The organism is Halomonas sp. 11-S5 (assembly GCF_029889825.1).
Classification (GTDB): Bacteria; Pseudomonadota; Gammaproteobacteria; order Pseudomonadales; family Halomonadaceae; genus Halomonas.
On sequence record NZ_JARANW010000012.1, the window covers coordinates 1 to 23,619 of the forward strand.

Here is a 23,619-nt window from a genome sequence, read left to right on the forward strand (position 1 = left end):
GCGAGGTGTATACCAGACACAAATTTTTTTGTATCCTTTTTGACCAGTGCGTGGGGGCGCGTTGTTGGCGGACTGCCTCCCGAGGCAGTCCGCGACGTGAAGTGCAGCTAAAAGGGTGTGTCCAGCGTTGATGGCCACCCACCAGGGTGGCCTTTTTTATGCCGGCCCACTGCCCCGCCCGCCCAACCCTCGACCGGCGCCCCACCGGCGGCTGCGATGATTCGACTCCACGACGTTTCCAAGACCTACTACTCCAAAGGCCGGCGCAGCACCGCCTCGGCCGTGACGGCCCTCAAGCATGCCGACCTCCACGTGCCCCAGGGCCAGATCCATGGCGTGATCGGCCTCTCCGGTGCCGGCAAGTCCACCCTGATCCGCTGCGTCAACCTGCTCGAGCGCCCCACGACCGGCACCGTCACCGTGGACGGCCAGGAGCTTACCGCCCTCTCCGGGCCGGCGCTCAACCAGGCTCGCCATCGCATGGGCATGATCTTCCAGCACTTCAACTTGCTGACCTCGCGCACCGTCTTCGCCAACGTGGCGCTGCCGCTGGAGTTGATGGGCATGAAGCGGGGCGAGATCCGCGAGCGGGTCACGCCACTGCTTGACCTGGTGGGCCTGGCCGACAAGGCGAACCAGTACCCGGCACAGCTCTCGGGCGGCCAGAAACAGCGCGTGGCCATCGCCCGGTCGCTGGCCAGCCGCCCCAAGGTGTTGCTCTGCGACGAGGCCACCTCGGCACTGGACCCCCATACCACCGGTTCGATCCTGGACCTGCTGCGTGACATCAACCACAAGCTCGGCTTGACCATCCTGCTGATCACCCACGAGATGGAGGTGGTCAAGTCGATCTGCCACCGGGTCAGTCTGATCTCCGACGGCGAACTGGTCGAGGAGGCCGACGTGGGCGACTTCTTCACCGCCCCGCGCACCCGTCTGGGACGCGATTTTCTCAATGACTTCCTGGAGCTCGACCCGCCGCGCGCCCTGATCGAGCGCCTCGAGGAGACTCCCGGGCCACAAAGCCACCCGGTGGTTCGCCTGGCCTTCTCGGGCGATGCCGTCTCGACCCCGCTGATCTCGCGACTGGCCCGGGAGTGCGGCGTGGACGTCAGCATCCTCCAGGCCAAGGTGGAATCGATCCAGGAGCGCACCCTGGGGCTGATGATCGCCGAACTGATGGGCCCGGCGGAGAAGACCCGCGAAGCCCTCGACTATCTCGAATCCCACGACCTGCAGGTGGAGGTGCTCGGCCATGTCCAGCGCGATGATTGACCTGATCCTCAAGGCCACCCTGGATACGCTCTACATGGTGGGCGTGTCGGGGGTGATCTCGGCCCTGGTGGGCATCCCCCTGGGCGTGCTCCTCTATGTCACCCGGCCGCGACAGATACTGGCCGAGCCGACGCTCAACCGGGTGCTGGGGGCGATTACCAACATCGGTCGCTCGATCCCCTTCATCATCCTGATGGTGGCGATCATCCCCTTTACGCGGATGCTGGTCGGCTCGTCGATCGGCACCAATGCCGCCGCCGTGCCCCTGACCATCGCCGCCATCCCCTTCGTGGCGCGCCTGGTGGAGGGCGCCCTCAACGAGATCCCCCCGGGCCTGGTCGAGGCCGCCCAGTCCATGGGTGCCACGCCGTGGCAGATCATCACCAAGGTGCTGGTCCCCGAGGCACGCGGCGGCATCTTCACGGCGCTCACGGTGACGGCGGTCACCCTGGTCAGCTACTCGGCCATGGCCGGCGCCGTGGGCGGCGGCGGCCTGGGTGACCTGGGCATCCGCTATGGCTACAACCGCTTCAACCCCACCATCATGCTGATCACCGTGGTGATCCTTGTGGTGATGGTCCAGGGCTTTCAGAGCCTGGGGGATTATCTGGTCCGCAAGAGCGACCACAAGTGAGGCTTTCGGCTTGATAACCAGAATGCATTATAATTTTACTGGTTATTCCACTATCATCAGCCTTGAGTCTGCGACATCTTCAACGAGGAGAACCACGACATGCGCAAGAGCCTGATCGGCACCCTGGCGGCTTCCGCCCTTATTCTGCCCACCCTGGCCCTCTCCGCCGGCACCGCCTTGGCCGAGGAGCATTCCCTCAAGGTCGGCACCGTGGCCGGCCCCGAGACCGACGTCATGCAGGTGGCCGCCGAGATTGCCGAGCGTGAGTACGGCCTCGAGGTCGAGATCATCGAGTTCACCGACTACGTGACACCCAACGCCGCCCTGGCCGACGGTAGCCTCGACGCCAATGCCTACCAGCACGAGCCCTACATGCGCTCCATGGTCGAGGACCGGGGCTACGACTTCGCCATCGCCGGCTACACCTTCGTCTACCCGATCGGCGCCTACTCCGAGAAATACGACAGCATCGAGGCGCTACCGGAGGGCGCCACCATCGCCCTGCCCAACGATCCCTCCAACGAGGGACGGTCCCTGATCCTGATGCACAACGAGGGGCTGATCACGCTCGAGGACCCGACGTTCCTGGAAGCCACCCCGCTGGACATCGCCGAGAACCCCCACGACTTCGACTTCCGCGAGATCGAGGCCGCCCAGCTGCCCCGGGTGCTGCCCGACGTGGACATGGCCTTCATCAACAATACCTTCGCCCAGCCAGCCGGCCTGAGCCTGGACGACGCTCTGATCAAGGAAGGCCCGGAGTCTCCCTACGTCAACCTGATCGTGGTGCGCGGCGGCGACGAGGACCGCGAGGCCATCCAGCAGCTGGTCGAGGCCTACCAGACCGAGGAGGTCGAGGCCAAGGCGGAAGAACTCTTCGGGCCGCAGGCGGTGCCCGGCTGGAAGTGAAATAATTTCCCTATCCAGCTATCTGAAGATTCATGAGTTCGGGGCCGGCCGCTGTGCCGGCCCCTTTCGTTAAAGGAGCCGCCGCCATGACCCCGGACTATCCCCTGCTGGCCCGCCAGCTCGAGGCCCTGCTCGACAGCCGCGACTGGCTGACCAACAGCGCCCAGACCTGTGCCTTCCTGATGCAGGAACTGCCCGACCTCAACTGGGTCGGCTTCTACCTGCACCGCCAGCCCGACCTGCTCTGCCTGGGCCCCTTCCAGGGCAAGCCGGCCTGCCACCCCATTCCCTTCTCGAAGGGCGTCTGTGGGGCCGCCGCCCGCACGCGCGAGACCCAGCGCGTGGCGGACGTGCATGCCGTCGCCGACCATATCGCCTGCGATGCGGACTCCCGGGCCGAACTGGTGGTGCCCATCGTGGTGAATGACCGACTGTGGGGCGTACTGGACCTGGACAGCCCGAGGCGGGACCGCTTCAGCGACACCGACCATGCGGGCATCGAGCGGCTGGTGGCGGTGTTCATCGCGAAAACCGACACCCAATAAAGAAAAATGCCCCCGCAGCCAAGGGCTGCGGGGGCATTTCGGTATCTGGTAGGACCAGGCGGATTTGAACCGCCGACCTCCACGATGTCAACGTGGCGCTCTAACCAACTGAGCTATGGTCCTGAAGCTGGCGTCACCGGGCGGGATCTGGATCTGGTAGGACCAGGCGGATTTGAACCGCCGACCTCCACGATGTCAACGTGGCGCTCTAACCAACTGAGCTATGGTCCTGCCTCACCGCTGCGGCATCACTTCGCCGTGGCAACGGATGCGCATTTTACGCATCCGCCCCGGAAATGCAAGCTCTGATGGCTGCTGCGAGAGCTCGGCGTAGCCCTTGGGGTCTGACCCCCAAGTCGTTTACTGCTCAGTAGTATCAGAGGGTTGGCGTAATATGCATCTTCGGGGTCAGACCCCAAGGGCGCGGCACCGTGCCTGAAGCCCAAGGGCTACTGGGTGCGAACCCGCTCGACGGCCTCCTTCCAGCCGCTGTAGAGCCGCTCGCGCTCCGTCTCGTCCATCTGCGGCGTAAAACGCCGCTCGCAGCGCCACAGCTCGGCGATCTCCTCGAGGTCGCGATACCAGCCAAGCCTGAGACCGGCCAGGTAGGCCGCCCCCAGGGCCGTCGTCTCCAGCACCGTAGGCCGATCCACCTGGACGCCCAGCATGTCGGCGAGAAACTGCATCACCCAGTTGTTCGCCACCATGCCACCGTCGACCCTCAAAATGCCCGGCGATGCCGACATGTCATCATCCATGCAGACCTGCAGATCGCGGGTCTGGTAGCAGACCGCCTGGAGGCCGGCGGCGACGATCTCGGCGATACCGGTGTCGCGGGTCAGACCGAAGATGGCACCGCGCGCCTTGGGGTCCCAGTGCGGTGCCCCGAGACCGGTAAAGGCCGGCACCAGATAGACACTGTGACCGCTGCGCGTCTGGCATGCCAGGGCTTCGGTCTCGGCGGCATCGGCAAACAGCTTCAGGCCATCGCGCAGCCACTGCACCGTGGCCCCGGCCACGAAGATGCTGCCCTCCATGGCGTAGGTCGGCTTGCCGTTCAGCCGATAGGCCACCGTGGTCAGCAGGCGATTACGGGAAGTCTCGGCGGTCTCCCCGGTGTTGACGATCATGAAGCAGCCGGTGCCGTAGGTGCTCTTGCCCATGCCGGGCGAGAAGCAGGCCTGCCCGACCAGTGCGGCCTGCTGGTCACCGGCCACCCCGGCGATGGGCAACTCGCTCCCCAGCCAGCGGGCATCGACGTGGCCGAAGTCATCGCTGGAATCCTTGACCTCGGGCAACAGGCTTGCCGGGATGTCGAACAGGGCCAGCAACGCCTCGTCCCAGCGCTGCTCATGGATATTGAACAAGGCGGTGCGCGAGGCATTGGTGGCATCAGTGGCGTGGACCCGGCCGCCGGTCAACCGCCAGATCAGGAAGCTGTCCACGGTGCCGAAGGCCAGTTCTCCCCGCTCGGCCCGCGCCCGGGCATCGGGCACCTCTTCGAGCAGCCAGGCCAGCTTGGTGGCCGAGAAGTAGGGGTCGATCAACAGCCCTGTCCGCGCCTGGACGCCCTCCAGGTGGCCCGCCTCGCGCAGCTGCCGGCAGGCCTCGTCGGTGCGACGATCCTGCCAGACGATGGCGTTGTGCAATGGCTCCCCGGTGGCCCGATCCCACAGCACCGTGGTCTCGCGCTGGTTGGTAATGCCGACCCCGGCGATCTCCTCGGGCGCCACGCCCGTCTCCTCGAGCACTGCACGGCAGGTGGTAAGCACGGTTTCCCAGATATCCTCCGGGTCATGCTCGATCCAGCCATCATGAGGAAAGTGCTGCGGGAATTCGCGCTGCGCCGAGGCGACGCTGCGCCCCTGGCGATCGAAGAGGATGGCGCGGGAACTGGTGGTGCCCTGGTCGATGGCCAGAAGGTATGAAGCCATGGCAAGCATCCTGTTGTGGTTGTAGTGGCGTGCGGATTTCGCTTTTAAACGCTAATGTTCGTTTATGATCATCCAGACTACTCCAGCCGATCGCCCCGCTCAAACATCCGCACGCCGGAGCCACTACGACTTTGGATGGAGAAGTAGGCACCGCAGAGCCATTGCAGTTAGCTCTTTGGGCTCGGAGCTGATCTGGGAACAAGCCTCCAGGAGGCGCTGTGAACCCCTCCCTGGGCGCTACCGACGCCATCCCTGGCGTAGGACCTCCTATACGGCTTGTTCCCAGCGCTCCTCTAGGTCCTGCAAGTTCAACAGCCCTGAGATGCACGGCCCCATTCCTGCATCGGCCGAAACGATGTCGTAGAATCCGGGAAGCCAAGGAGATCCCATGAACCAGCAGCAACGCCAGGACGCCATCATCGAACTGGTGCGTCGCCAGGGCTATGCCAGCATCGAGCAGCTCACCGAGCACTTCACGGTCACCCCCCAGACCATCCGTCGCGACCTCAACACCCTCTCCGCCGAAGGGCGCATCCGCCGGGTTCATGGTGGCGCGGGCCTGGAGTCGAGCACGGTGAACACCGCCTACTCGACCCGCAAGACCCTCAACCTCGAGGCCAAGCAGCGCATCGCCGCCCTGCTCGCTCGTCACATTCCCGACCACTCGTCGCTGTTCATCAACATCGGGACCAGCAACGAGGTGATCGCCGAGGCGCTGCTCGACCACCAGGGGCTGGAGGTGATCACCAACAACCTCAATGTGGCGGCGATCCTCCAGCACAAGGAGGACTTCAACGTGATCATCGCCGGCGGCCAGGTCCGCTCTCGCGATGGCGGCATCATCGGCGAGGCGACCATCGACTTCATCAACCAGTTCAAGGTCGACTACGGCATCATCGGCATCAGCGGCATCGACGAGGATGGCTCCCTGCTGGAGTTCGACTACCAGGAAGTACGGGTCGCCCAGGCCATCATCCGCAATTCCCGCAAGGTCTTCCTGGCCACCGACCACTCCAAGTTCCAGCGCAACCCGGTAGTCCGCCAGGGCAACCTGGCGCAGCTCGACGCCCTGTTCACCGACCGCGAGCCACCCGAGGCCATCCTGCGTCAGCTGACGCAGCACGATGTGGCGCTGCATATCGCCTGATGTCGCGCCACGCCGGCGCCTTGATGTTCGTTTTGTTTTCGTCTATTTTCGATATCAAACATCATCGAGGCCCGGGAGAGCCGGGCGGGGAGATTCCATGAGCGACGAGTCGAACGGGGTCCTCGACCTCTTCGTGATCGGCGGCGGCATCAATGGCACCGGCATCGCCAACGATGCTGCCGGGCGTGGCCTGTCGGTCGGCCTGTGCGAGCAGGGGGATCTCGCGGGCGCCACCTCCTCGGCCAGCAGCAAGCTGATCCACGGCGGCCTGCGCTACCTGGAACACCATGAATTCCGCCTGGTGCGTGAGGCACTGCGCGAGCGCGAGGTGCTGCTCGCCAAGGCCCCCCACATCATCTGGCCGCTGCGCTTCATCCTCCCCTACCGTGCCCACCTGGGTCCGGCCTGGATGCTGCGTGCCGGCCTGTTCCTCTATGACCATCTCGGCAAGCGCGAGAAGCTTCCCGGATCACGAAGTATCAGGCTCACCGCGAACCAGGGCCTGGCCCCCGGCATCACCCGTGGCTTCGAGTACTCGGACTGCTGGGTGGATGACGCCCGCCTGGTGGTGCTCAACGCTATCCAGGCCCGCGACAACGGGGCCGAGATCCGGGTCCGCACACGCTGTATCGGCGCCCGCGAGGTCGACGACCAGTGGGAAGTGGAACTCGAAGAGGTCGATTCCGGCCAACGCCTGACCCGCCGCTGCCGGACACTGGTCAACGCCGCCGGCCCCTGGGTGGAGCAGGTGGTGCGCCGCCAGGCCAAGAGGCCATCGCGGTATGGCGTGCGCCTGATCCAGGGCAGCCATCTGGTCGTGCCTCGCCTGAACCACGACGAGCGAGCCTACATCCTCCAGAACACCGACCAGCGCATCGTCTTCGTGCTGCCCTACGAGGAAGACTTCAGCCTGATCGGCACCACCGACCGGCGCTACACGGGCGATCCGTCGCGCGTCGAGGCCAGCGAGGAGGAGATCGATTACCTGCTCTCGGTCGTCAACGCCCACTTCCGCACCCAACTCTCGCGGGACGCCGTGATCCGCACCTTCTCCGGCGTGCGCCCGCTGTGCGACGACGAATCGGCCGACCCCTCGGCGATGACGCGCGACTACACCCTCGACCTGGATACCCGTGGTGCCCCCTTGCTGTCGGTCTTTGGCGGCAAGATCACCACCTACCGCAAGCTCGCCGAGGCCGCCCTGGCGGCGCTCGAACCCCACCTGCCGACGATGGCCAAGCCCTGGACCGCCGAGACACCGCTGCCGGGCGGCGACATCGGTGACCCGGCCACCTTCGAGACGCAACTGCTGGAGGCCTATCCCTTCCTGGATGCCGCCCAGGCCCGGCGCTTTGCCCGCACCTATGGCTCGCTATGCCGGGAATTCCTGGATGGCAGAGACTCCCAGGCGGCCCTGGGCCAGGCGTTCGGCGCCGGACTGACCGCTGCCGAGGTGGTCTACCTGGTCGAGCAGGAATGGGCGCGCTCCCTCGAGGACATCCTGTGGCGGCGCACCAAGTTGGCCCTGCGCCTCACCACCGCCGAGACGCGGCACCTGGCGGTGTACCTGGACGAGCGGCTCGGCCATCCGGGGAGCCAATCCGCTCATCCTGTGGAAGCGCCCGCCAGAGTGCGTCCCGACGCGGCTCGATCCCAAACGCGACGCACCGCCTGAGCTGACGGGTCAAGCGTCACTCTCACACATGATCACAGGACAGTGATGCTGGCCGGCGCGAGCGGCGCCCGATCGCGGTGCCGGCTCAGCTCGCGGCCTTCCAGGGCCGTCAGCAGGATCTGCAACGGATCCCCGTGACTGACCAGCAGGATCGTTTCCCCCGCATGGCGCTGCTCCAGATCATCGACCAGACCCGCCATGCGTGCAGCCACATCAACCACGGCCTCGACGCCGGCATGCCGGTGCGCCGGATCATCGGCATCCCGAGCCCAGACCTCAGCATAGCGGTCGTCTCCCTCACCCTCGAACGCCCCGAAGTGGCGCTCCCTCAGTCGTGGTTCGGTCTCGAGCCAAAGGCCGAAGTGCCGCGCGATGCGTTCGGCCGTCTCGGTGGTGCGACGAAAGTCCGAGTGCAGGACCCGTCCGGGCGTCGCCCAGCACCAGTCGGCCAGCAGCCCGTCGAGTTGTTCGCGGCCAATGGCCGAGAGACCGAAGCCAGCCAGCCCACGTTCCGGCGAGCCGATGATCAGCCCCTGCTGGTTGGCCTGGCTGTGACCGTGGCGCATCAACAGGTAGCGGTTGTGTCGATGGCCTGACGCGGCGGGGAAAGTGTTTGACATGGTTTTGTCACGAACTCTAGATTGGAAAGAGTTATTCGGATTCGAGCATCGTCATGTCGAGATCCGAACGCCCTGCACAATAATAATCTCACGAGGCACGCCATGATCCATCATGCCATTCGTTCTAGAAAGCACCCGCTCACCACCCTCGCCCTCTCCTCGCTGCTGCCCCTTGCCCTGCTTACCGCAAGCCAGGTCCAGGCTCAGGACGACTGCGAGCGCGGCGCCCTGGACGACATCTACTGTGACGCGAACGGCGACATGGTCGCCGACCGCCCGACCGACGAATCCGAGTGGGTCGACCCCGACACCCTGATCTTCGCCTACACACCGGTAGAAGACCCTGCCATCTATTCCGATATCTGGCAGCCGTTCATCGACCATCTCGAAGAAGTGACCGGAAAAGACGTGCGCTTCTTCGCCGTACAGTCCAACTCGGCCCAGGTCGAGGCGATGCGCAGCGGTCGCCTGCACATCGCCGGCTTTTCCACCGGCCCGACGCCCTTCGCCGTCAACCTGGCCGGTGCCGTGCCCTTCGCGCTGATGGGCTCGGATGATGGACGTTTCGGTTACACCCTTCAGCTCTATACCCATGTCGATTCCGGCATCGACGAGATGAAAGACCTCAAGGGCAAGCGGGTCGCTCACACCTCGCCCACCTCCAACTCCGGCAACCAGGCGCCGCGAGCCCTCTTCCCCGAAATGGGCATCGTCCCCGGCGAGGACTACGAGGTGGTCTACTCCGGTAGCCACGACCAGTCCATGCTCGGGGTGGTGGCACAGGACTATGACGCCGCCCCGGTGGCCTCGGAAGTGGTCGAGCGCATGGCCGCTCGTGGCCTGTATGACCCGGAGGATGTAAAGATCATCTACGAGTCCGACAGCTTCCCGACCACCTCCTACAACTACGCCTATAACCTGCATCCGGACCTGGTCGAGAAGATCGAGGAAGCCTTCTTCAGCTTCGAATTCGCCGGCACCAAACTGGGGGAGGAGTTCGAGGGGGTCGAGAAGTTCATCCCCATCAACTATCAGGACAACTGGAAGGTCATCCGTACCATCCAGAATGCCAACGGGGTCAAGTACACTCCCGACAACCTCGAGTAATCCATGTTTGACAGCACGATGCCGGCCTTCGAGGGAAGGCCGGCATCGCTGTCTCGTTGACCCTCGCCCGCCTGGACCCACCGATGCTAGAAATATCCAACCTGATCAAGCGCTACGGTCACGATGAACCCGTGCTCAAGGGGCTCGACCTGAGCGTCGAGGACAACAGCGTGGTGGCCATCGTCGGTGCTTCGGGCGCCGGCAAGAGCACCATGCTGCGTTGCATCAACCGCCTCGTGGAACCCACCTCGGGGTCGATCAAACTCAACGGCACCGAACTCGTCAGTCTTCGTCACCGTGACCTGCGCCGAGCCCGGCGCAAGATCGGCATGGTCTTCCAGGGCTTCAACCTGATCGATCGCCTCACCGTGATGGAGAACGTGCTGGCCGGCCGGCTCGGCTACGTCAGCCTCTTCCAGGCCATCACCCGCCGCTATCCGGCCTCGGATATCGAGCGAGCCTTCGTGCTGATGGAGCGGGTGGGGATCGCCCACTATGCCAACAAGCGTGCCGATGAGCTCTCCGGTGGCGAGCGCCAGCGGGTCGGCGTTGTGCGCGCCCTGATGCAGGAACCGGAAGTCCTGCTCGCCGACGAGCCCACGGCCTCGCTGGACCCGCGCACCTCCGAGCAGATCATGGTGCTGCTGCAGAGCCTGGCCAGCGAACTGTCGCTGCCAGTGCTGATCAATATCCACAATGTGGCCCAGGCCAGGACCTACACCGAGCGCATCGTCGGACTGCGCCACGGCACCATGATCTTCGATGGCGCCCCCGCCGACTTCGACAAGGAGGCGCTGGACGCCATCTATGGCGGCATCGAGTCGCCGGAGGACGAGACCCCCACCCCGCAGGCTGAACATGGAAAGGCTGAAGGGGAGGTCCGCCATGACGCGACCTGACAGCCCCGCCACGCCATCGCCACGGACCTGGCGCAAGCCGCCCTTCATCGCCAACCCCCTGCTGCGCTACGGCCTGCTGGCGGTGCTGGTGGCCTATCTGGCCTGGGCCTTCGCCACCCTGCCCTTCAACTGGGAGCGCATCAGCGAAGGGTTGCCCCGCGCGGCGCGGATCTTCGGCGGCGGCTTTCCGCCGAACTTTTCGCGCTTCGACCTGCTGCTGACCGGCTTCACGGAGAGCCTGCAGATCGCCATCCTGGCGACCCTGCTCGGGGTGCTGCTGTCGATCCCCTTCGCGGTGATGGCGGCGCGCAACATCGCGCCCCTACCCGTCTATCTGCTGGGGCGTGCGGTGATCATCGTCTCGCGAAGCTTCCATCCGGTGATCGTCGCCATCCTCTTCGTCGCCGCGGTGGGCTTCGGTCCCCTGGCCGGCATCCTGACCCTGACCCTCTACTCCATCGGCTTCGTCGGCAAGCTGCTCGCCGAGGAGATCGAGGAAATCGACTGGGGCCAGGTGGAGGCCATGCGCGCCACGGGCGCGGGCTACCTGGCCACGCTCTACTATGCGGTCTTCCCGCAGATCCTGCCGCGCCAGGTGGGGCTCTCCATGTACCAGCTCGACAGCAACCTGCGCGCCTCGGCGGTGGTGGGGATCGTCGGGGCGGGGGGGATCGGCAGCACCCTGATGAATGCCTTCGGGCGCTACGACTATGACTTCGCCTTCGCCATCCTGCTGGTGATCATCGCGGTGATCCTGCTCAGCGAGGGCGTCAGCGGCTGGGTAAGGAAGAAGATATGGTAAAGGACGCCGACCTGCTGGCCGAGCGTATCTGGCGACGCCACAACCCCCGGGAGCAGCTCATCCGCTACGGCGTGCTGCTGGTATCACTGATGCTGGTCGTCTGGGCGGTGCGCGACATCGACATCTTCTGGCCCTGGGTATGGGATGCCCCCAACCAGATCTCGAGCCTGGGGGCACGCATGTGGCCGCCGGACCCGAGCCGCCTCGGCGAGATCGTCAATGCCATGCTCGAGACCGTGCATATCGCCACGCTCGCCACCATGCTGACCGTCTTCATCGCCCTGCCGGTCTCCTACATCGCCGCCCAGAACACCACGCCCAACCGTGCCTGCCTGTGGCTGGGGCGCTTCATCCTGGTCTCGAGCCGCTCGGTGAACACCATCATCTGGGCATTGCTGTTCGTGGCGATCTTCGGGCCCGGGGTGCTGGCCGGCATACTCGCCATCATGTTCCGCTCGGTGGGCTTCATCGGCAAGCTGATGGGCGAGGCCATCGAGGAGATCGACCGTCGTCCGGTGGAGGCCATGGAAGCCACCGGCGCCTCCAAGGCCAAGGTGATCGCCTATGCCGTCGTCCCCCAGGTGATGCCGGCCTTCTTCGCCATCGTCATCCTGCGTTGGGATATCAACATCCGCGAATCCACGGTGCTGGGGCTGGTCGGGGCCGGCGGCATCGGCGTGATCCTGCAGGGTTCCATCGATACCTTCGCCTGGCAGGCGGTAGCCACCATCCTGATCGCCATCATCGTGCTGGTGCTGATCGGCGAGGCGCTCACCGGCCTGCTGCGCCGCAAGGCGCTCTAGCACCCACGCTGACACGGGCCGGGCGCGGCATGCGCCCTACTCCGGGACGCCGCCTCGCGTCAGCGTGGCGGGATCGAGAAGGCGTTCGAGCTCCGCGCGGGACAGGTCGGTCTGCTCCTCGGCTACCTCGATGATTGACCGCCCCGCCTGGTAGGCGTGCTTGGCGATGGCCGCCGCGGCGTCGTAGCCGATCACCGAGTTCAGCGCCGTGACCAGGATGGGGTTGCGTGCCAGCGGCCCCGCGAGGTGGTCATCACGCACCTTGAAGGTGGCGATGGCGCGATCGGCCAGCAACCGCGTGGTGTTGGTCATCAGGGTGATCGAGGTCAGCAGGTTGCTGGCCACCAGCGGCAACATCACGTTGAGCTGGAAGTTGCCGCTCTGCCCGGCCACCGTGACCGCCGTGTCGAGCCCGATCACCTGGGCGGCGGCCTGGGCAGCCGATTCGGGGATCACCGGATTGACCTTGCCGGGCATGATCGAGCTGCCGGGCTGCAGGGCCTCGAGCTCGATCTCGCCGAGGCCGGCCAGGGGCCCGGAGTTCATCCAGCGCAGGTCGTTGGCGATCTTCATCACCACGCACGCCAGGCCCCTGAGCTGTCCGGAGAGTTCCACCGCCGCATCCTGAGAGGCAAGGCTCGCGAAGAAGCTGTCGTTGGGCGAGAACGACAGTCCCGTCTGCTCGCTCAGGTCGCTCGCCATGCGCTCGGCGAACTCGGGATGCGCATTGATGCCGGTCCCGACCGCCGTGCCGCCCTGGGCGAGGCGACAGAGCCGCACCAGGGCGCTGTCCAGGCGCTCGATGGCCTGACCTACCTGGCTCGACCAGCCACCCAGTTCCTGGCTCATGCGCAGCGGCATGGCGTCCATCAGATGGGTACGACCGGTCTTGACCACGTCATCGAGCTCCGCGGCGCGCGTGTCGATGGTCTCGCGCAGGTGCTCGAGTGCCGGACGCAGCTGGCTGGTCACCGCCAGCGCGGCGGACACATGGATCGCCGTGGGTATCACGTCGTTGCTCGACTGCCCCATGTTGACGTGGTCGTTGGCACCGACCTCCACCCCGTCGCGGCTGGCCCGCCTGGCGATCACCTCGTTGACGTTCATGTTGCTGGAAGTGCCGGAGCCGGTCTGGAACACGTCCACCGGGAACTGGTCGTCGAGATGCCCCGCGAGGATCGCCTCGGCGGCCGCGACGATCTCTCGAGACCGGGCGGCGTCGAGAAGGCCCAGCTCACGGTTGACCCGAGCCGCCGCCAGCTTGATGCGGGCGATGGCGTGGATGAAGGCCGTCGGCATCGGCTGGCCGGAGACCGGGAAGTTGTTGACGGCCCGCTGGGTCTGGGCTCCGTAGAGGGCCTCCCTCGGCACCTCTAGCTCGCCCATGCTGTCACGCTCGATGCGATGGTCGCTCATGTCGGGCTCCTCGTGTTCGGGATGGATGCTGCTCTCCTCAACATGGCGTCCGGCGGACGCCCTTGCAAGAGACCTCCTCTTCGGCCTGCCCCCGGCGGCCCTCGCTCGGGGCAACTTCAATAGAGATGACATAGAAAGAATGTTGCACTGCACAAACTGCTCTGCTATTGTGCATTGCAACAGAGACGCAGAAGGCATCGGCAGACCGCCACGGCCTTCGAATTGATCCGAAATCCCTGGGAGGGACTTACGATGCAAAACTTCGACACCAAGCAGTTCACTGAACAGTTCGAATCCATGTTCTTCGGCCCGGCTCGCACCTATGCTGCCCTGTCCGTGGACTACACCGAGAAGCTGGTCAACGCCCAGCTGGACGCCGGCAAGGCCTACACCGACACTGGCATGGCGCAGCTGCGCAGCCTGATGAACGTGAAAGATGCCGAAGGCCTGCGCACCTACATGGAAGGCCAGCAGAAGGTCGCCAAGGACCTGACCGAGCGCCTGAAGGGCGACGCCGAGAAGGTCGTCTCCCTGCAGCAGGACTTCGTCCAGCAGAGCCAGAAGCTGACCGAAGACAACGTCAAGCAGGCAACCGAGACTGCCACCAAGGCAGCCAAGTAAGCCTGATGGCGCCGGCCCTGCCGGCGCTTGCTTGAACGTATGAAGGGCCGCCGATCGATGATCGGCGGCCCTTTTGCGTTATGCTCACCGGGCACGGGGCATCGTCCACTACCCGGGAGACTGCAGATGACACGTTGGATACTTCCCGCCCTGCTGGGACTCTCGCTGGCCGGCTGTCAGATCATCGAGCCGCCCTATCCCGCCGGTGAGCGTCAGCGCGTCGAGGTGATCGAGCGCGGCATGGAGGCGCCACGCGAGACCCAACGGGCCGATCGCCCTGCCACGACCGGACGGGTGGCCCGCCAGGTGGCCTTCCCCGCCGAGGAGTATGCCGCGCTGGAGAAGAGCGGCAGCGGTGCAATCCGTGGTCGCCTGCTGCTGGGAGGACGCCCGGTGGCGAATGCGGGCGTCTCGGTCGCGCCGGTGACCACCTACTCGGCCGAGGCCGCGGAGCAGGCCCTGGCGGGCCGCGCCGTGGAGCCCGCCGATCCCCGGGCCCGCGCATACACCCACACCACCCGCACCGACGGCAATGGCGACTTCCGCCTCGAGGGCCTGCCCGCCGGAGAGTTCTATGTCTCGGGCAGCGGGCAAGATCCCTCCACCGGCAAGACCCGCGTGGTCATTCACCAGGTCAGCCTGGGCAACGGCCAGTCACGCAGCATCGAGCTCAGTCGTTGAGTTTCCTGCCACTTAGATCATGAGACGTACCCGTCGCTTGTAAGACATCGCCGACAGTCGTTGTCCGAGATCTTCGACAGAGACCGTCGGTGGCCAGCATCCTCTCAACGTCAGTTCTACGCTGAATGAGCCGCCATCGAGAAATGGCAGGCATATCACCATGATGGCGTCAATACGCAAACGCCATGGATCCTGGCCCATCACACACCGCTCCGACCCAACGGCTGCGGCACCACGGCCGATACCCGGGTGATCGTGACGCGACACGAGTCGGAACGACGCTATACGGGACTGACAACAATGACAGCAAATATGTATTCACTGGGCAGATCGTCCCTACTGGCCGGCGCTCTTGCCACCCTGCTGGCCATCCCCGGGCTGCAGGCCGATACGCTCGAGGAGATCCAGCAGCGCGGCGTGATCCGCATCGCCGTTGCCAACGAGAGGCCCTATGGCTACCTGAACGAGGAGGGTGAGGCGCTCGGCGTCGGCCCCGAGATCGCTCGGCGCATCCTCGAGGATCTCGGCATCGAGGAGATCGAGTGGGTGGAGACGGAATTCAAGAACCTCATCCCGGGGCTGGCAGTCGGTCGCTTCGACATGGCGGCGGCGGAAATGGCCATCCTGCCCGAACGCTGCACGCGCGTGCTCTTCTCGAACCCCAACACCTCCTATGGCGAGGGCTTGCTGGTGCTGGCCTCCAACCCCAACCGCATTCGGGCCTACGAGGACTTCGTCGAGCGCTCGGACACCATTCGGGTCGCGGTCCAGGAGGGCACGGTCACCCAGGAGATGTTCGAGGCCCTGGGGGTCGATCCAGACCGGATCGTCACCGTGCAACGCCTCCCGGAGGCCGTCGACGCCATCGTCCGTGGCAGGGCCGATGCCTTCGCCGCGACCGGCATGACCGTCGCATCCCTGGAGCAGGTGAGCCCACAGGTGGAGGCGGAATTCAACTTCACCGACCCGGTGATCGACGGTCGCGAAGTCCGCTACTTCGGCGGCTTCGCTTTCCCCCTGGATGCCGAGGACCTGCGGGACGCGGTGAACGAGGAGTTGAAGGAGGAAAAGCGCAACAACGACTGGCAACAGACGCTAGCGCGTTACGGCTTCCTGACGAAAGATATCGTCTATTCCTACCGCTTCAGTGCCGAGCAGCTCTGCAACGGCGCCAGCTAAGACCTGTAACACCAGTACCCAGAACGGGTACCCAGAACGTTAGCGAAACAGGGGGCTCGAGAAGCGGTGAGTTTGACACCAGGCCCGTTACCAGCCCAGCGCCTGCTTGACGAAGGGAATGGTCAGCTTGCGCTGGGCGGAGAGCGAGGCACGATCCAGGGCCTCCAGGGTCTGGAAGAGCGCATCCATGCGTCGCGGCCCGCGATGCAGGATGTAGCGAGCCACCTCGTCCGGCAACTGCATGCCACGCCTCCGCGCCCTCAGCTGAAGCGCCGTCAGGCGCCCGGCGTCATCCAGCCCCTGCAGGTGGAAGGTCATGCCCCAGGTGAGTCGCGAGGCCAGGTCGGGCAGCTTCACCGGCAGCTGTCGCGGCGGCGCCTCGGCGGCAATCACCAGTCGCTTGCCGGCATCCCGCAGGCGGTTGAAGGCGTGGAACAGCGCCTCCTCCCAGCGCTTGCGCCCCACCACGCGTTCGAGGTCATCGATCGCCACCAGGTCCAGGCGCTCGATCTCCTCGAGCATCAGCGGCGGGAAGTGACCGAGTTCCGCCAGCGGCAGGTACAGCGCTCGACAGTCGCGGTCGGAGGCCGCATGGCAGGCCGCCTGCAGCAGGTGGCTACGACCAGTGCCGGAGGCGCCCCATACATAAAGAAAGGGCTCGCCGTCGTCGTCGAGCTGGTGCACGAGCCGATCGACAAGGGTCGCGTTGGGCCCGGGGTGGAAGTTGGCGAAGGTGGCTTCATCGCGCAGCCCCACGCCCAGCGGCAACTGCGCGGGTGCCCGACTCATGGCGACTCCTCGTCGTGGGTACGTTGACGTCCGGCGTCATACAGAGTGCTGTTTTTATAGTGCTCGTGGAGATAACGCAACACCACCATCACCACGGCAGCCACGGGCAGTGCCAGCAACACCCCGGTGAAACCGAACAGCTGCCCACCGGCCAGCACGGCGAAGATCACGGCCACCGGATGCAGGCCGATCTTGTTGCCGAGCAGCTTGGGCTGGAGCACCACGCTCTCGACCAGCTGGCCGAAACCGAACACCGCCGCGACGCCGAGCAGGATCAGCCAGTCGCCGAACTGGAAGAACGCGACCACCCCCGCCACGGAGATGCCCACGATCACCCCGAGATAGGGCACGATGCTGGCCAAGCCCGCGAGCAGGCCGATCAGCAGGCCGAAGCGCACGTCGAGCAGGGTCAGCCCCAGCGCGTAAATCACCCCCAGGCAGAGCATGACGATCAGCTGGCCGCGCAGGAAGGCGGACAGCACCTCGTCGCCTTCGCCGGCGAGGCGCACTGCAGCGGGCTCCCAGCTGCGCGGCAGCGAGCCGCGCACCTTGGCGACCAGGATGTCCCAATCCAGCAGCAGGTAGAAGGTGACCACGGGGATCAGCGCCAGGTTACCGATCCAGGCGACCAGCGCCAGGCCGGATCGCGAGGCCTGGGCCAGCAGGCTGGCCGCGAAGGTCCCGGTCTCCTTCCAGTTGTCGACGACCGCCTGGCGCATCTGGTCGATATCCGTGGAGAGGTCCATGCCGGTCAGCGACTGAATACGCGGCACCACGGTCTGCTGCAGCCAGTTGAGCACCGCCGGCAGCGATTCGATCAACTGGCCGAGCTGGCGGCCCAGTATCGGCACCACCAGCAGCAGGGTGAGCACGATGGCAAGCGAAAGCAGCAGGAAGACCAGCGAGACCGCCAGGCGCCGCGAGAGGCCATGAGCCTCGAGGCGATCGGCCAGGGGGTCGCCCAGGTAAGCGAGGATCATGCTGACGAAGAAGGGCGTCAGCACCGGCTCGATACTGATCAGGAACCACAGCCCCAGTGCCGCCACCGCGGCCATCACCCACCACTGCCTGTGCATCGCCCCCTCCCTGTGTCGGCGCGGCCGGCAGGCTGCCAGCCGCGCGCCGTGATGCTACAATCCGTACCCCAACGTTGTGCGTCGCCCTGTGCAGCAGGCATCGCGACGGCCATTCTCCTACAGGAAGCGTCATGACCGATTCCACCCATCCCCCGAGCGGAGCATCGCTCAGTTACAAGGACGCCGGGGTCGACATCGATGCCGGCAATGCCCTGGTCGACCGTATCAAGGGCGTCGCCAAACGCACGTCTCGCCCCGAGGTGATGGGCGGCCTGGGCGGTTTCGGGGCCCTGTGCGAGCTGCCGACCGGCTACCGGGAGCCGGTGCTGGTCTCCGGCACCGACGGCGTCGGCACCAAGCTGCGCCTGGCCATGGACCTCGGCCGCCATGACACCATCGGCATCGACCTGGTGGCCATGTGCGTCAACGACCTGGTGGTGGCCGGCGCCGAACCGCTGTTCTTCCTCGACTACTATGCCACGGGCAAGCTGGACGTGGATATCGCCGCCGATGTGGTGACCGGTATCGGCGAGGGCTGCGAGCAGGCCGGCTGCGCCCTGGTGGGCGGCGAGACCGCCGAGATGCCCGGCATGTACGAGGGCAGCGACTATGACCTCGCCGGCTTCTGCGTCGGCGTGGTGGAAAAATCCGAGATCCTCGACGGCAAGCAGGTCGGCGAGGGTGACGTACTGCTGGGCCTGGCCTCCTCCGGCCCCCATTCCAACGGCTACTCGCTGATCCGCAAGATCCTCGAGGTCAGCGAGTCCTCGCTGGACACCGCCCTCGATGGCCGGCCGCTGGGCGAGGCCCTGCTCGCGCCCACGCGCATCTATGTCAAGCCGCTGCTGTCGTTGCTCAAGGAGACCGACATCCCGGTGCATGCCCTGTCGCACATCACCGGTGGCGGCCTCACCGAGAACCTCCCCCGCGTGCTGCCCGAGACCCTGGCGGCGCGCATCGACGCCTCCAGCTGGACGCGCCCGGCCATCTTCGACTGGCTCCAGAAGCAGGGCAACGTCGAGGAGCAGGAGATGTACCGCGTGCTCAACTGCGGCATCGGCATGGTGATCGTGGTCCCGGCGGACAAGGCCGATCAGGCCCGCGCTCACCTGCAGGCCCTGGGCGAGACGGTCCACCGCATCGGCGAGATCACCGCGCGGGGCGACGCCGAAGAGCAGGTCCAGCTGGAGAACCTCAAGGCATGAGCGGGACCGACTACCAGAGCGACACCCTGAACACCTTCACCCCCGAGCCCAGCGAGACACGGCGGGTGGTGGTGCTGATCTCCGGCAACGGCAGCAACCTCCAGGCGCTGATCGACGCCCAGCGCCATGATGCCCTGGGCGGCGAGATCGTTGCGGTGATCTCCAATCAGCCGAATGCCTACGGACTGAAGCGTGCCCGGGATGCCAGCATCGATGCCGTCGCCCTGCCCCATCGCGAGTACGACAGCCGCGACGCCTACGACGGCGCCCTGATCAAGGTCATCGAGCGCCACGAGCCCGACCTGATCGTGCTGGCCGGCTTCATGCGCATTCTCACGCCGCGCTTCGTCAACCGCTTCCTGGGCCGGATGCTCAACATCCACCCCTCGCTGCTGCCGGACTATACCGGCCTGCATACCCATGCCCGCGCGCTGGCCGATGGCGTGGCCACGCACGGCTGCAGCGTGCACTTCGTCACCGAGGAACTGGATGGCGGGCCGATCGCCCTGCAGGTCGAGGTGGCCATCACCGAGGACGACACGGAAGACAGCCTCCAGGCCAAGGTCCAGGCTCGTGAGCACCTGATCTACCCGATTGCCGTGCGGTGGTTCCTGGAGGGGCGCTTACAGCTCAAGGGCGACAATGCCACCATGGACGGCGTCGCCCTGCCGCCTACCGGCATGCGGCTCTCCCATGCCGATGCCGCCGAGGAGCTGGACGAGGGCGTCGAGGAGTAAGCGGCCAAGCGGCCAAGCGGCCAAGCGGCCAAGCGGCCAAGCGGCCAAGCGGCCAGCAATGTTTGATGATCTCGTGCAAAAGAGAACCCCGAAGGTCTCGGCCTTCGGGGTTTGCTTGTAGCTCGGCGCTTTCAGCTCGGCGCTATCACGTCCTTGGCAAGGTCACGCCGCGCTGTCCCATGTACTTGCCGCCGCGGTCCTTGTAGGAGGTCTCGCAGACCTCATCGGACTCCAGGAACAGCATCTGCGCCACCCCTTCGTTGGCATAGATGCGCGCCGGGAGGTTGGTGGTATTGGAGAACTCCAGGGTCACATGCCCTTCCCACTCGGGTTCCAGCGGGGTGACATTGACGATGATGCCGCAACGGGCATAGGTCGACTTGCCCAGGCAGATGGTCAACACGCTGCGCGGAATGCGGAAGTACTCCACGGTGCGCGCCAGGGCGAAGGAATTAGGGGGAATCACGCAGGCATCCCCCTTGATGTCGACGAAGCTCTTCTCGTCGAAGCTCTTGGGGTCCACCACCGCGGAGTGAATGTTGGTGAACACCTTGAACTCGTTGGCGCAGCGCACATCGTAGCCGTAACTGGACGTCCCGTAGGAGATCACCCGCCGCTCGTTCACATAGCGAACCTGGTCGGGCTCGAAGGGCTCGATCATGCCTTCCCGCTCGGCCATGCGGCGTATCCACTTGTCGGCTTTGATGCTCATCGAAACGTCCTGAACTGTGTCTGGGGAAACCGGAGAAAGAAAACCGGGGCCACATCATAGCGGCCCCGGCGGGGAAGGTCACGGGATGCGCCCTCTCACCCAGGGCGATTGCTGAGGGATCTATCACTCGAGGCAAGCCCGGCGACAAGCCTGCAAGGAGGCGCTGTGAACCCATCCGTGGGCGCTACCGACGCCATCCATGGCGTAGGACCTCCTCTTCGGCTTGTCCCCGGGGCCTTTCGCTGTGCGTAACAGAATGGCCTGGCATCTCACTCGCTGAAGGAGATCTCCGGTCCCTCGGTGCCCTGGCCGCGGATCTGGTCGGCGACCTGGCGCGCCATGTCGCGGAAGGTGGCGGTCACCTCGCCCTCCGGTTCGGCCACCACGGTGGGCCGCCCGCCATCCACCTGTTCACGGATCGACAGGGTCAGCGGCAAGCGACCGAGCACCTGAGTCTCGTACTCCTGGGCGATGCGCTCGCCCCCGCCCTCGCCGAAGATCGGCTCGCTGTGGCCGCAGTGGGAGCAGATGTGCAGACTCATGTTCTCCACGACCCCAAGCACCGGCACGTTGACCTTGCGGAACATCTCGATGCCCTTGCGCGCGTCCAGCAGGGCGATGTCCTGGGGGGTAGTGACGATCACCGCGCCGTCCACCGGCACCTTCTGGGCCAGGGTCAGCTGGATGTCGCCGGTGCCCGGCGGCATGTCGATGAACAGATAGTCGAGATCGTCCCAGACGGTCTGGGTGAGCATCTGCTGGAAGGCGCCGGCGACCATGGGCCCGCGCCAGACCATGGGCTCGCGGATGTCGACCAGAAAGGCCATGGACATGGCCTGGATGCCATGGGCCTCGAGCGGCTTGAAACGATTCTCGCCCGCGGACTGGGGACGCACGCCCTCGCCCACCCCCAGCATCTGGGCCTGGCTGGGGCCGTAGATGTCGGCATCCAGGATGCCCACCCGATAGCCTTCGGCGGCCATGGCCAGTGCCAGGTTGACGGTGACGGTGGACTTGCCTACCCCGCCCTTGCCGGATGCCACGGCGACGATATGCTTGACCCCTTCGATCACGATTCGCTCCTTATGCAATTGGGGTTGCCACGCAAGCGGCACGAAGGCTCAGTATACCCGGCGGGTCGCCCTGCCATGCAATGCCTGCCAACGCGCGACGGCGAGCCAAGGGCTCGCCGTCGTGAATGCTAGACCATTCCGCGAAGGGATCAGTCGGTATTGCCGTCTTCATGGGCTTCGGATTCCTGCTGGGCAGCACCGTCATTGCCATCAGCTTGGGCATCGGCCTGTTGTTGAGCGGCAGCGTCGTCCCCCGCCTTGCCCTGCACGCTGTTCTCCAGACGGGACAGCTCGTTGCGCCAGGTCTCGAGCTGGCCTTCCAGGCGCTCGAGCTGGGTCTGGCGAGACTCGACCTGAGACTCGATTTCGGCGACTTCCTCACGGCCGACCTTGATGGCGACCTCGAGGTCCTTGAATGTCTCGCGAGCCTGGTCGACCTGTGACCGGGCCTCTTCCATCTCACTGCGGGTCGCCTCCAGCGCTTCGCTCGCCTCGCTGCGGCTGGCCTGGAGCTCGCCAATCTCCTGCCGAAGGGCATCGCGCTCTTCCTGACTGGCTGAGATCTGCTTGTTGATGCCGGCCAGGTTCTCCTCGGCCGAGGCGATCTCCTGCTGCAGGCCCTCGAGTTCGGCACGGGCCTCGTCGCGAGCGGCAACCGCGTCGCTGCGCTCCTGCTCGGCCTGTTGGCGGGCCTCTGCGGCTTGCTGGCGTGCCTCTTCGGCGGCCTGGCGTGCCTCCTCGGCTTCCTGACGCGAGGCCTGAGCCTCATCGCGGACCTGGGTGACCTGCTGTCGCTCCTCTCGGGTGGTCGCGAGGGCTTCCTCGGCAGCCTCGAGCTCACTCTGGCGGGCTTCCAGGTCGGCCTGCACCGTCTCTACCGAGGCCTGGGCCTCTTCTAGCTGAGTGCGAGCCGTGGCAACCTCGCCTTTGGTTTTCTCCAGTTCGGCCTCGGCGGCCTGCTGCTGCTCCTGGAGATCGCTGCGCTGCTCTGCCAGGTCATCAATGTTCCCGGCGGCGCTCTGAAGCTCCTCGACGCGCCCCGACAAGGACTCGTTCTCGGCCTGCACGTTCTCGAGTCGCGCCTGCAGCGACTCACGGGCCTCGTTGCTGGAACTGACGCTGGACTGGGCAAACAGGGCCCAGATGATGGCAACCACCGCTACGGCCGACAGGCCCTTGACGCGGTTGTCCTTGAAAAGCTCACTCATCGACGTATCTGCCATCGATGTATCCCCCTGCGTGGTTGGATGTCACCGGCCAAGGATGGCCAGCCTTCGTCGTCACGACTTTCAGCATACACGCCCGGAGTGGAGTCGCCACCCGATCATCGACGCCACAGTCAACGTCAGGTCTCGACCTTGCCGCGCAACGCCTTGTGCCGGCCGCGTTTCTTCTTGCTGTCCAGCCGACGCCGCTTGGCGCCCTTGCTGGGGCGGGTCGCGATGCGCTTCTTCGGTGCATACATGACGCTCTTGATCAGCGCCTTCAGCCGCGCCAGGGCCTCGGCACGATTACGCTCCTGGGTGCGGTGGCTCTGGGCCTTGATGATCACCACCCCGTCGCGGGTAATGCGCTGGTCACCCAACGCCAAAAGCTTCTCCTTGAAGCCCTCGGGCAGGCTGGAAGCTTGAATATCGAAGCGCAGATGGATGGCGGTGGCCACCTTGTTGACGTTCTGTCCACCGGCCCCCTGGGCACGCACGGCCTGCATCTCGATCTCGTGGTCGGGAATGCTCACCTGGCGAGAGAGTTCCAGCATACTTTGGCCTTTCGGGGTGAA

Annotated in this window: 24 protein-coding genes and 2 tRNA genes; 15 read left to right on the plus strand and 11 right to left on the minus strand. The window is 65.5% G+C overall.

Features of this window, described 5'->3' with window-relative positions:
• The first annotated feature begins 216 nt into the window (after positions 1–216).
• From OP497_RS10015 to OP497_RS10030, 4 genes are all read left to right on the plus strand, one after another.
• Entirely contained in the window at positions 217–1,275 is a 1,059-nt protein-coding gene (locus tag OP497_RS10015; protein WP_280548072.1) for a methionine ABC transporter ATP-binding protein, read from the plus strand.
• Positions 1,256–1,909: a methionine ABC transporter permease gene (locus tag OP497_RS10020; RefSeq protein ID WP_280548073.1), complete on the plus strand. Its 654-nt coding sequence runs from the start codon at positions 1,256–1,258 to the stop codon at positions 1,907–1,909. The genes OP497_RS10015 and OP497_RS10020 overlap by 20 nt, the downstream gene beginning before the upstream one ends.
• A gap of 99 nt (positions 1,910–2,008) precedes the next feature.
• Positions 2,009–2,818 carry a MetQ/NlpA family ABC transporter substrate-binding protein gene (locus tag OP497_RS10025; protein WP_280548074.1) on the plus strand — a complete coding sequence of 270 codons (810 nt, stop codon included), beginning with the start codon at positions 2,009–2,011 and terminating at the stop codon, positions 2,816–2,818.
• Between the two features lie 86 nt (positions 2,819–2,904).
• On the plus strand, positions 2,905–3,363 hold the full coding sequence (locus OP497_RS10030; protein ID WP_280548075.1) for a GAF domain-containing protein: 459 nt from the start codon (positions 2,905–2,907) through the stop codon (positions 3,361–3,363).
• Positions 3,364–3,409: 46 nt separating this feature from the next.
• Here the strand turns inward: OP497_RS10030 and OP497_RS10035 are convergent.
• From OP497_RS10035 to glpK, 3 genes are all read right to left on the minus strand, one after another.
• Positions 3,410–3,486: transfer RNA gene (locus tag OP497_RS10035), tRNA-Val, on the minus strand.
• Positions 3,487–3,517: 31 nt separating this feature from the next.
• Positions 3,518–3,594: transfer RNA gene (locus tag OP497_RS10040), tRNA-Val, on the minus strand.
• Positions 3,595–3,812: 218 nt separating this feature from the next.
• On the minus strand, positions 3,813–5,297 hold the full coding sequence (gene glpK, locus OP497_RS10045; protein ID WP_280548076.1) for a glycerol kinase GlpK: 1,485 nt from the start codon (positions 5,295–5,297) through the stop codon (positions 3,813–3,815).
• 388 nt (positions 5,298–5,685) lie between these two features.
• Between glpK and OP497_RS10050 the strand changes: the two genes are divergently transcribed.
• Both OP497_RS10050 and glpD read left to right on the plus strand, forming a co-directional pair.
• On the plus strand, positions 5,686–6,444 hold the full coding sequence (locus tag OP497_RS10050; RefSeq protein WP_280548077.1) for a DeoR/GlpR family transcriptional regulator: 759 nt from the start codon (positions 5,686–5,688) through the stop codon (positions 6,442–6,444).
• A gap of 97 nt (positions 6,445–6,541) precedes the next feature.
• Positions 6,542–8,119 (plus strand): glycerol-3-phosphate dehydrogenase, encoded by a 1,578-nt coding sequence (glpD, locus tag OP497_RS10055; protein WP_280548078.1) that lies wholly within the window; start codon positions 6,542–6,544, stop codon positions 8,117–8,119.
• 32 nt (positions 8,120–8,151) lie between these two features.
• Here the strand turns inward: glpD and OP497_RS10060 are convergent, their stop codons facing one another.
• Positions 8,152–8,739 (minus strand): histidine phosphatase family protein, encoded by a 588-nt coding sequence (locus OP497_RS10060; RefSeq protein WP_280548080.1) that lies wholly within the window; start codon positions 8,737–8,739, stop codon positions 8,152–8,154.
• A 102-nt stretch (positions 8,740–8,841) separates the two neighbouring features.
• Between OP497_RS10060 and phnD the strand changes: the two genes are divergently transcribed.
• The 4 genes from phnD (at position 8,842) to phnE (OP497_RS10080) (ending at position 12,350) form a co-directional block, all read left to right on the plus strand.
• Positions 8,842–9,846: a phosphate/phosphite/phosphonate ABC transporter substrate-binding protein gene (gene phnD, locus OP497_RS10065; protein ID WP_280548082.1), complete on the plus strand. Its 1,005-nt coding sequence runs from the start codon at positions 8,842–8,844 to the stop codon at positions 9,844–9,846.
• Between the two features lie 83 nt (positions 9,847–9,929).
• Positions 9,930–10,745 (plus strand): phosphonate ABC transporter ATP-binding protein, encoded by an 816-nt coding sequence (gene phnC, locus OP497_RS10070; protein WP_280548083.1) that lies wholly within the window; start codon positions 9,930–9,932, stop codon positions 10,743–10,745.
• Entirely contained in the window at positions 10,732–11,547 is an 816-nt protein-coding gene (gene phnE, locus OP497_RS10075) for a phosphonate ABC transporter, permease protein PhnE (protein WP_280548084.1), read from the plus strand. The genes phnC and phnE (OP497_RS10075) overlap by 14 nt, the downstream gene beginning before the upstream one ends.
• Positions 11,541–12,350: a phosphonate ABC transporter, permease protein PhnE gene (phnE, locus tag OP497_RS10080; RefSeq protein WP_280548086.1), complete on the plus strand. Its 810-nt coding sequence runs from the start codon at positions 11,541–11,543 to the stop codon at positions 12,348–12,350. Before phnE (OP497_RS10075) ends, phnE (OP497_RS10080) begins: the two co-directional genes overlap by 7 nt.
• A 36-nt stretch (positions 12,351–12,386) precedes the next feature.
• Here the strand turns inward: phnE (OP497_RS10080) and OP497_RS10085 are convergent, their stop codons facing one another.
• Complete coding sequence (locus OP497_RS10085) at positions 12,387–13,766, minus strand: class II fumarate hydratase (RefSeq protein ID WP_280548087.1); 1,380 nt, start codon at positions 13,764–13,766, stop codon at positions 12,387–12,389.
• 252 nt (positions 13,767–14,018) lie between these two features.
• Here OP497_RS10085 and OP497_RS10090 point away from each other — a divergent pair, with 252 nt between their 5' ends.
• The 3 genes from OP497_RS10090 (at position 14,019) to ehuB (ending at position 16,247) form a co-directional block, all read left to right on the plus strand.
• Positions 14,019–14,387: a phasin family protein gene (locus OP497_RS10090; protein WP_280548088.1), complete on the plus strand. Its 369-nt coding sequence runs from the start codon at positions 14,019–14,021 to the stop codon at positions 14,385–14,387.
• Positions 14,388–14,513: 126 nt separating this feature from the next.
• Entirely contained in the window at positions 14,514–15,068 is a 555-nt protein-coding gene (locus OP497_RS10095) for a carboxypeptidase-like regulatory domain-containing protein (RefSeq protein WP_280548089.1), read from the plus strand.
• 312 nt (positions 15,069–15,380) lie between these two features.
• Positions 15,381–16,247 carry an ectoine/hydroxyectoine ABC transporter substrate-binding protein EhuB gene (gene ehuB, locus OP497_RS10100; RefSeq protein ID WP_280548090.1) on the plus strand — a complete coding sequence of 289 codons (867 nt, stop codon included), beginning with the start codon at positions 15,381–15,383 and terminating at the stop codon, positions 16,245–16,247.
• Between the two features lie 87 nt (positions 16,248–16,334).
• Here ehuB and hda read toward each other — a convergent pair whose 3' ends face one another.
• Complete coding sequence (gene hda, locus OP497_RS10105; RefSeq protein WP_280548091.1) at positions 16,335–17,036, minus strand: DnaA regulatory inactivator Hda; 702 nt, start codon at positions 17,034–17,036, stop codon at positions 16,335–16,337.
• On the minus strand, positions 17,033–18,112 hold the full coding sequence (locus tag OP497_RS10110) for an AI-2E family transporter (RefSeq protein WP_280548092.1): 1,080 nt from the start codon (positions 18,110–18,112) through the stop codon (positions 17,033–17,035). Before OP497_RS10110 ends, hda begins: the two co-directional genes overlap by 4 nt.
• 131 nt (positions 18,113–18,243) lie before the next feature.
• Between OP497_RS10110 and purM the strand changes: the two genes are divergently transcribed.
• Both purM and purN read left to right on the plus strand, forming a co-directional pair.
• A complete protein-coding gene (gene purM, locus OP497_RS10115) occupies positions 18,244–19,317 on the plus strand; it encodes a phosphoribosylformylglycinamidine cyclo-ligase (RefSeq protein WP_280548093.1) in 1,074 nt (357 codons plus the stop codon).
• Positions 19,314–20,054 carry a phosphoribosylglycinamide formyltransferase gene (gene purN / locus OP497_RS10120; protein WP_280548094.1) on the plus strand — a complete coding sequence of 247 codons (741 nt, stop codon included), beginning with the start codon at positions 19,314–19,316 and terminating at the stop codon, positions 20,052–20,054. Before purM ends, purN begins: the two co-directional genes overlap by 4 nt.
• Positions 20,055–20,199: 145 nt before the next feature.
• Here purN and dcd read toward each other — a convergent pair whose 3' ends face one another.
• The 4 genes from dcd to arfB all read right to left on the minus strand — a co-directional run bounded on the left by dcd (position 20,200) and on the right by arfB (position 23,598).
• On the minus strand, positions 20,200–20,766 hold the full coding sequence (dcd, locus tag OP497_RS10125) for a dCTP deaminase (protein WP_280548095.1): 567 nt from the start codon (positions 20,764–20,766) through the stop codon (positions 20,200–20,202).
• A 269-nt stretch (positions 20,767–21,035) separates the two neighbouring features.
• Positions 21,036–21,839: an iron-sulfur cluster carrier protein ApbC gene (gene apbC / locus OP497_RS10130; RefSeq protein ID WP_280548096.1), complete on the minus strand. Its 804-nt coding sequence runs from the start codon at positions 21,837–21,839 to the stop codon at positions 21,036–21,038.
• A 149-nt stretch (positions 21,840–21,988) separates the two neighbouring features.
• Entirely contained in the window at positions 21,989–23,047 is a 1,059-nt protein-coding gene (locus OP497_RS10135) for a kinesin (protein ID WP_280548097.1), read from the minus strand.
• A 137-nt stretch (positions 23,048–23,184) separates the two neighbouring features.
• Entirely contained in the window at positions 23,185–23,598 is a 414-nt protein-coding gene (gene arfB / locus OP497_RS10140) for an alternative ribosome rescue aminoacyl-tRNA hydrolase ArfB (protein WP_280548098.1), read from the minus strand.
• Between the last annotated feature and the right edge of the window lie 21 nt (positions 23,599–23,619).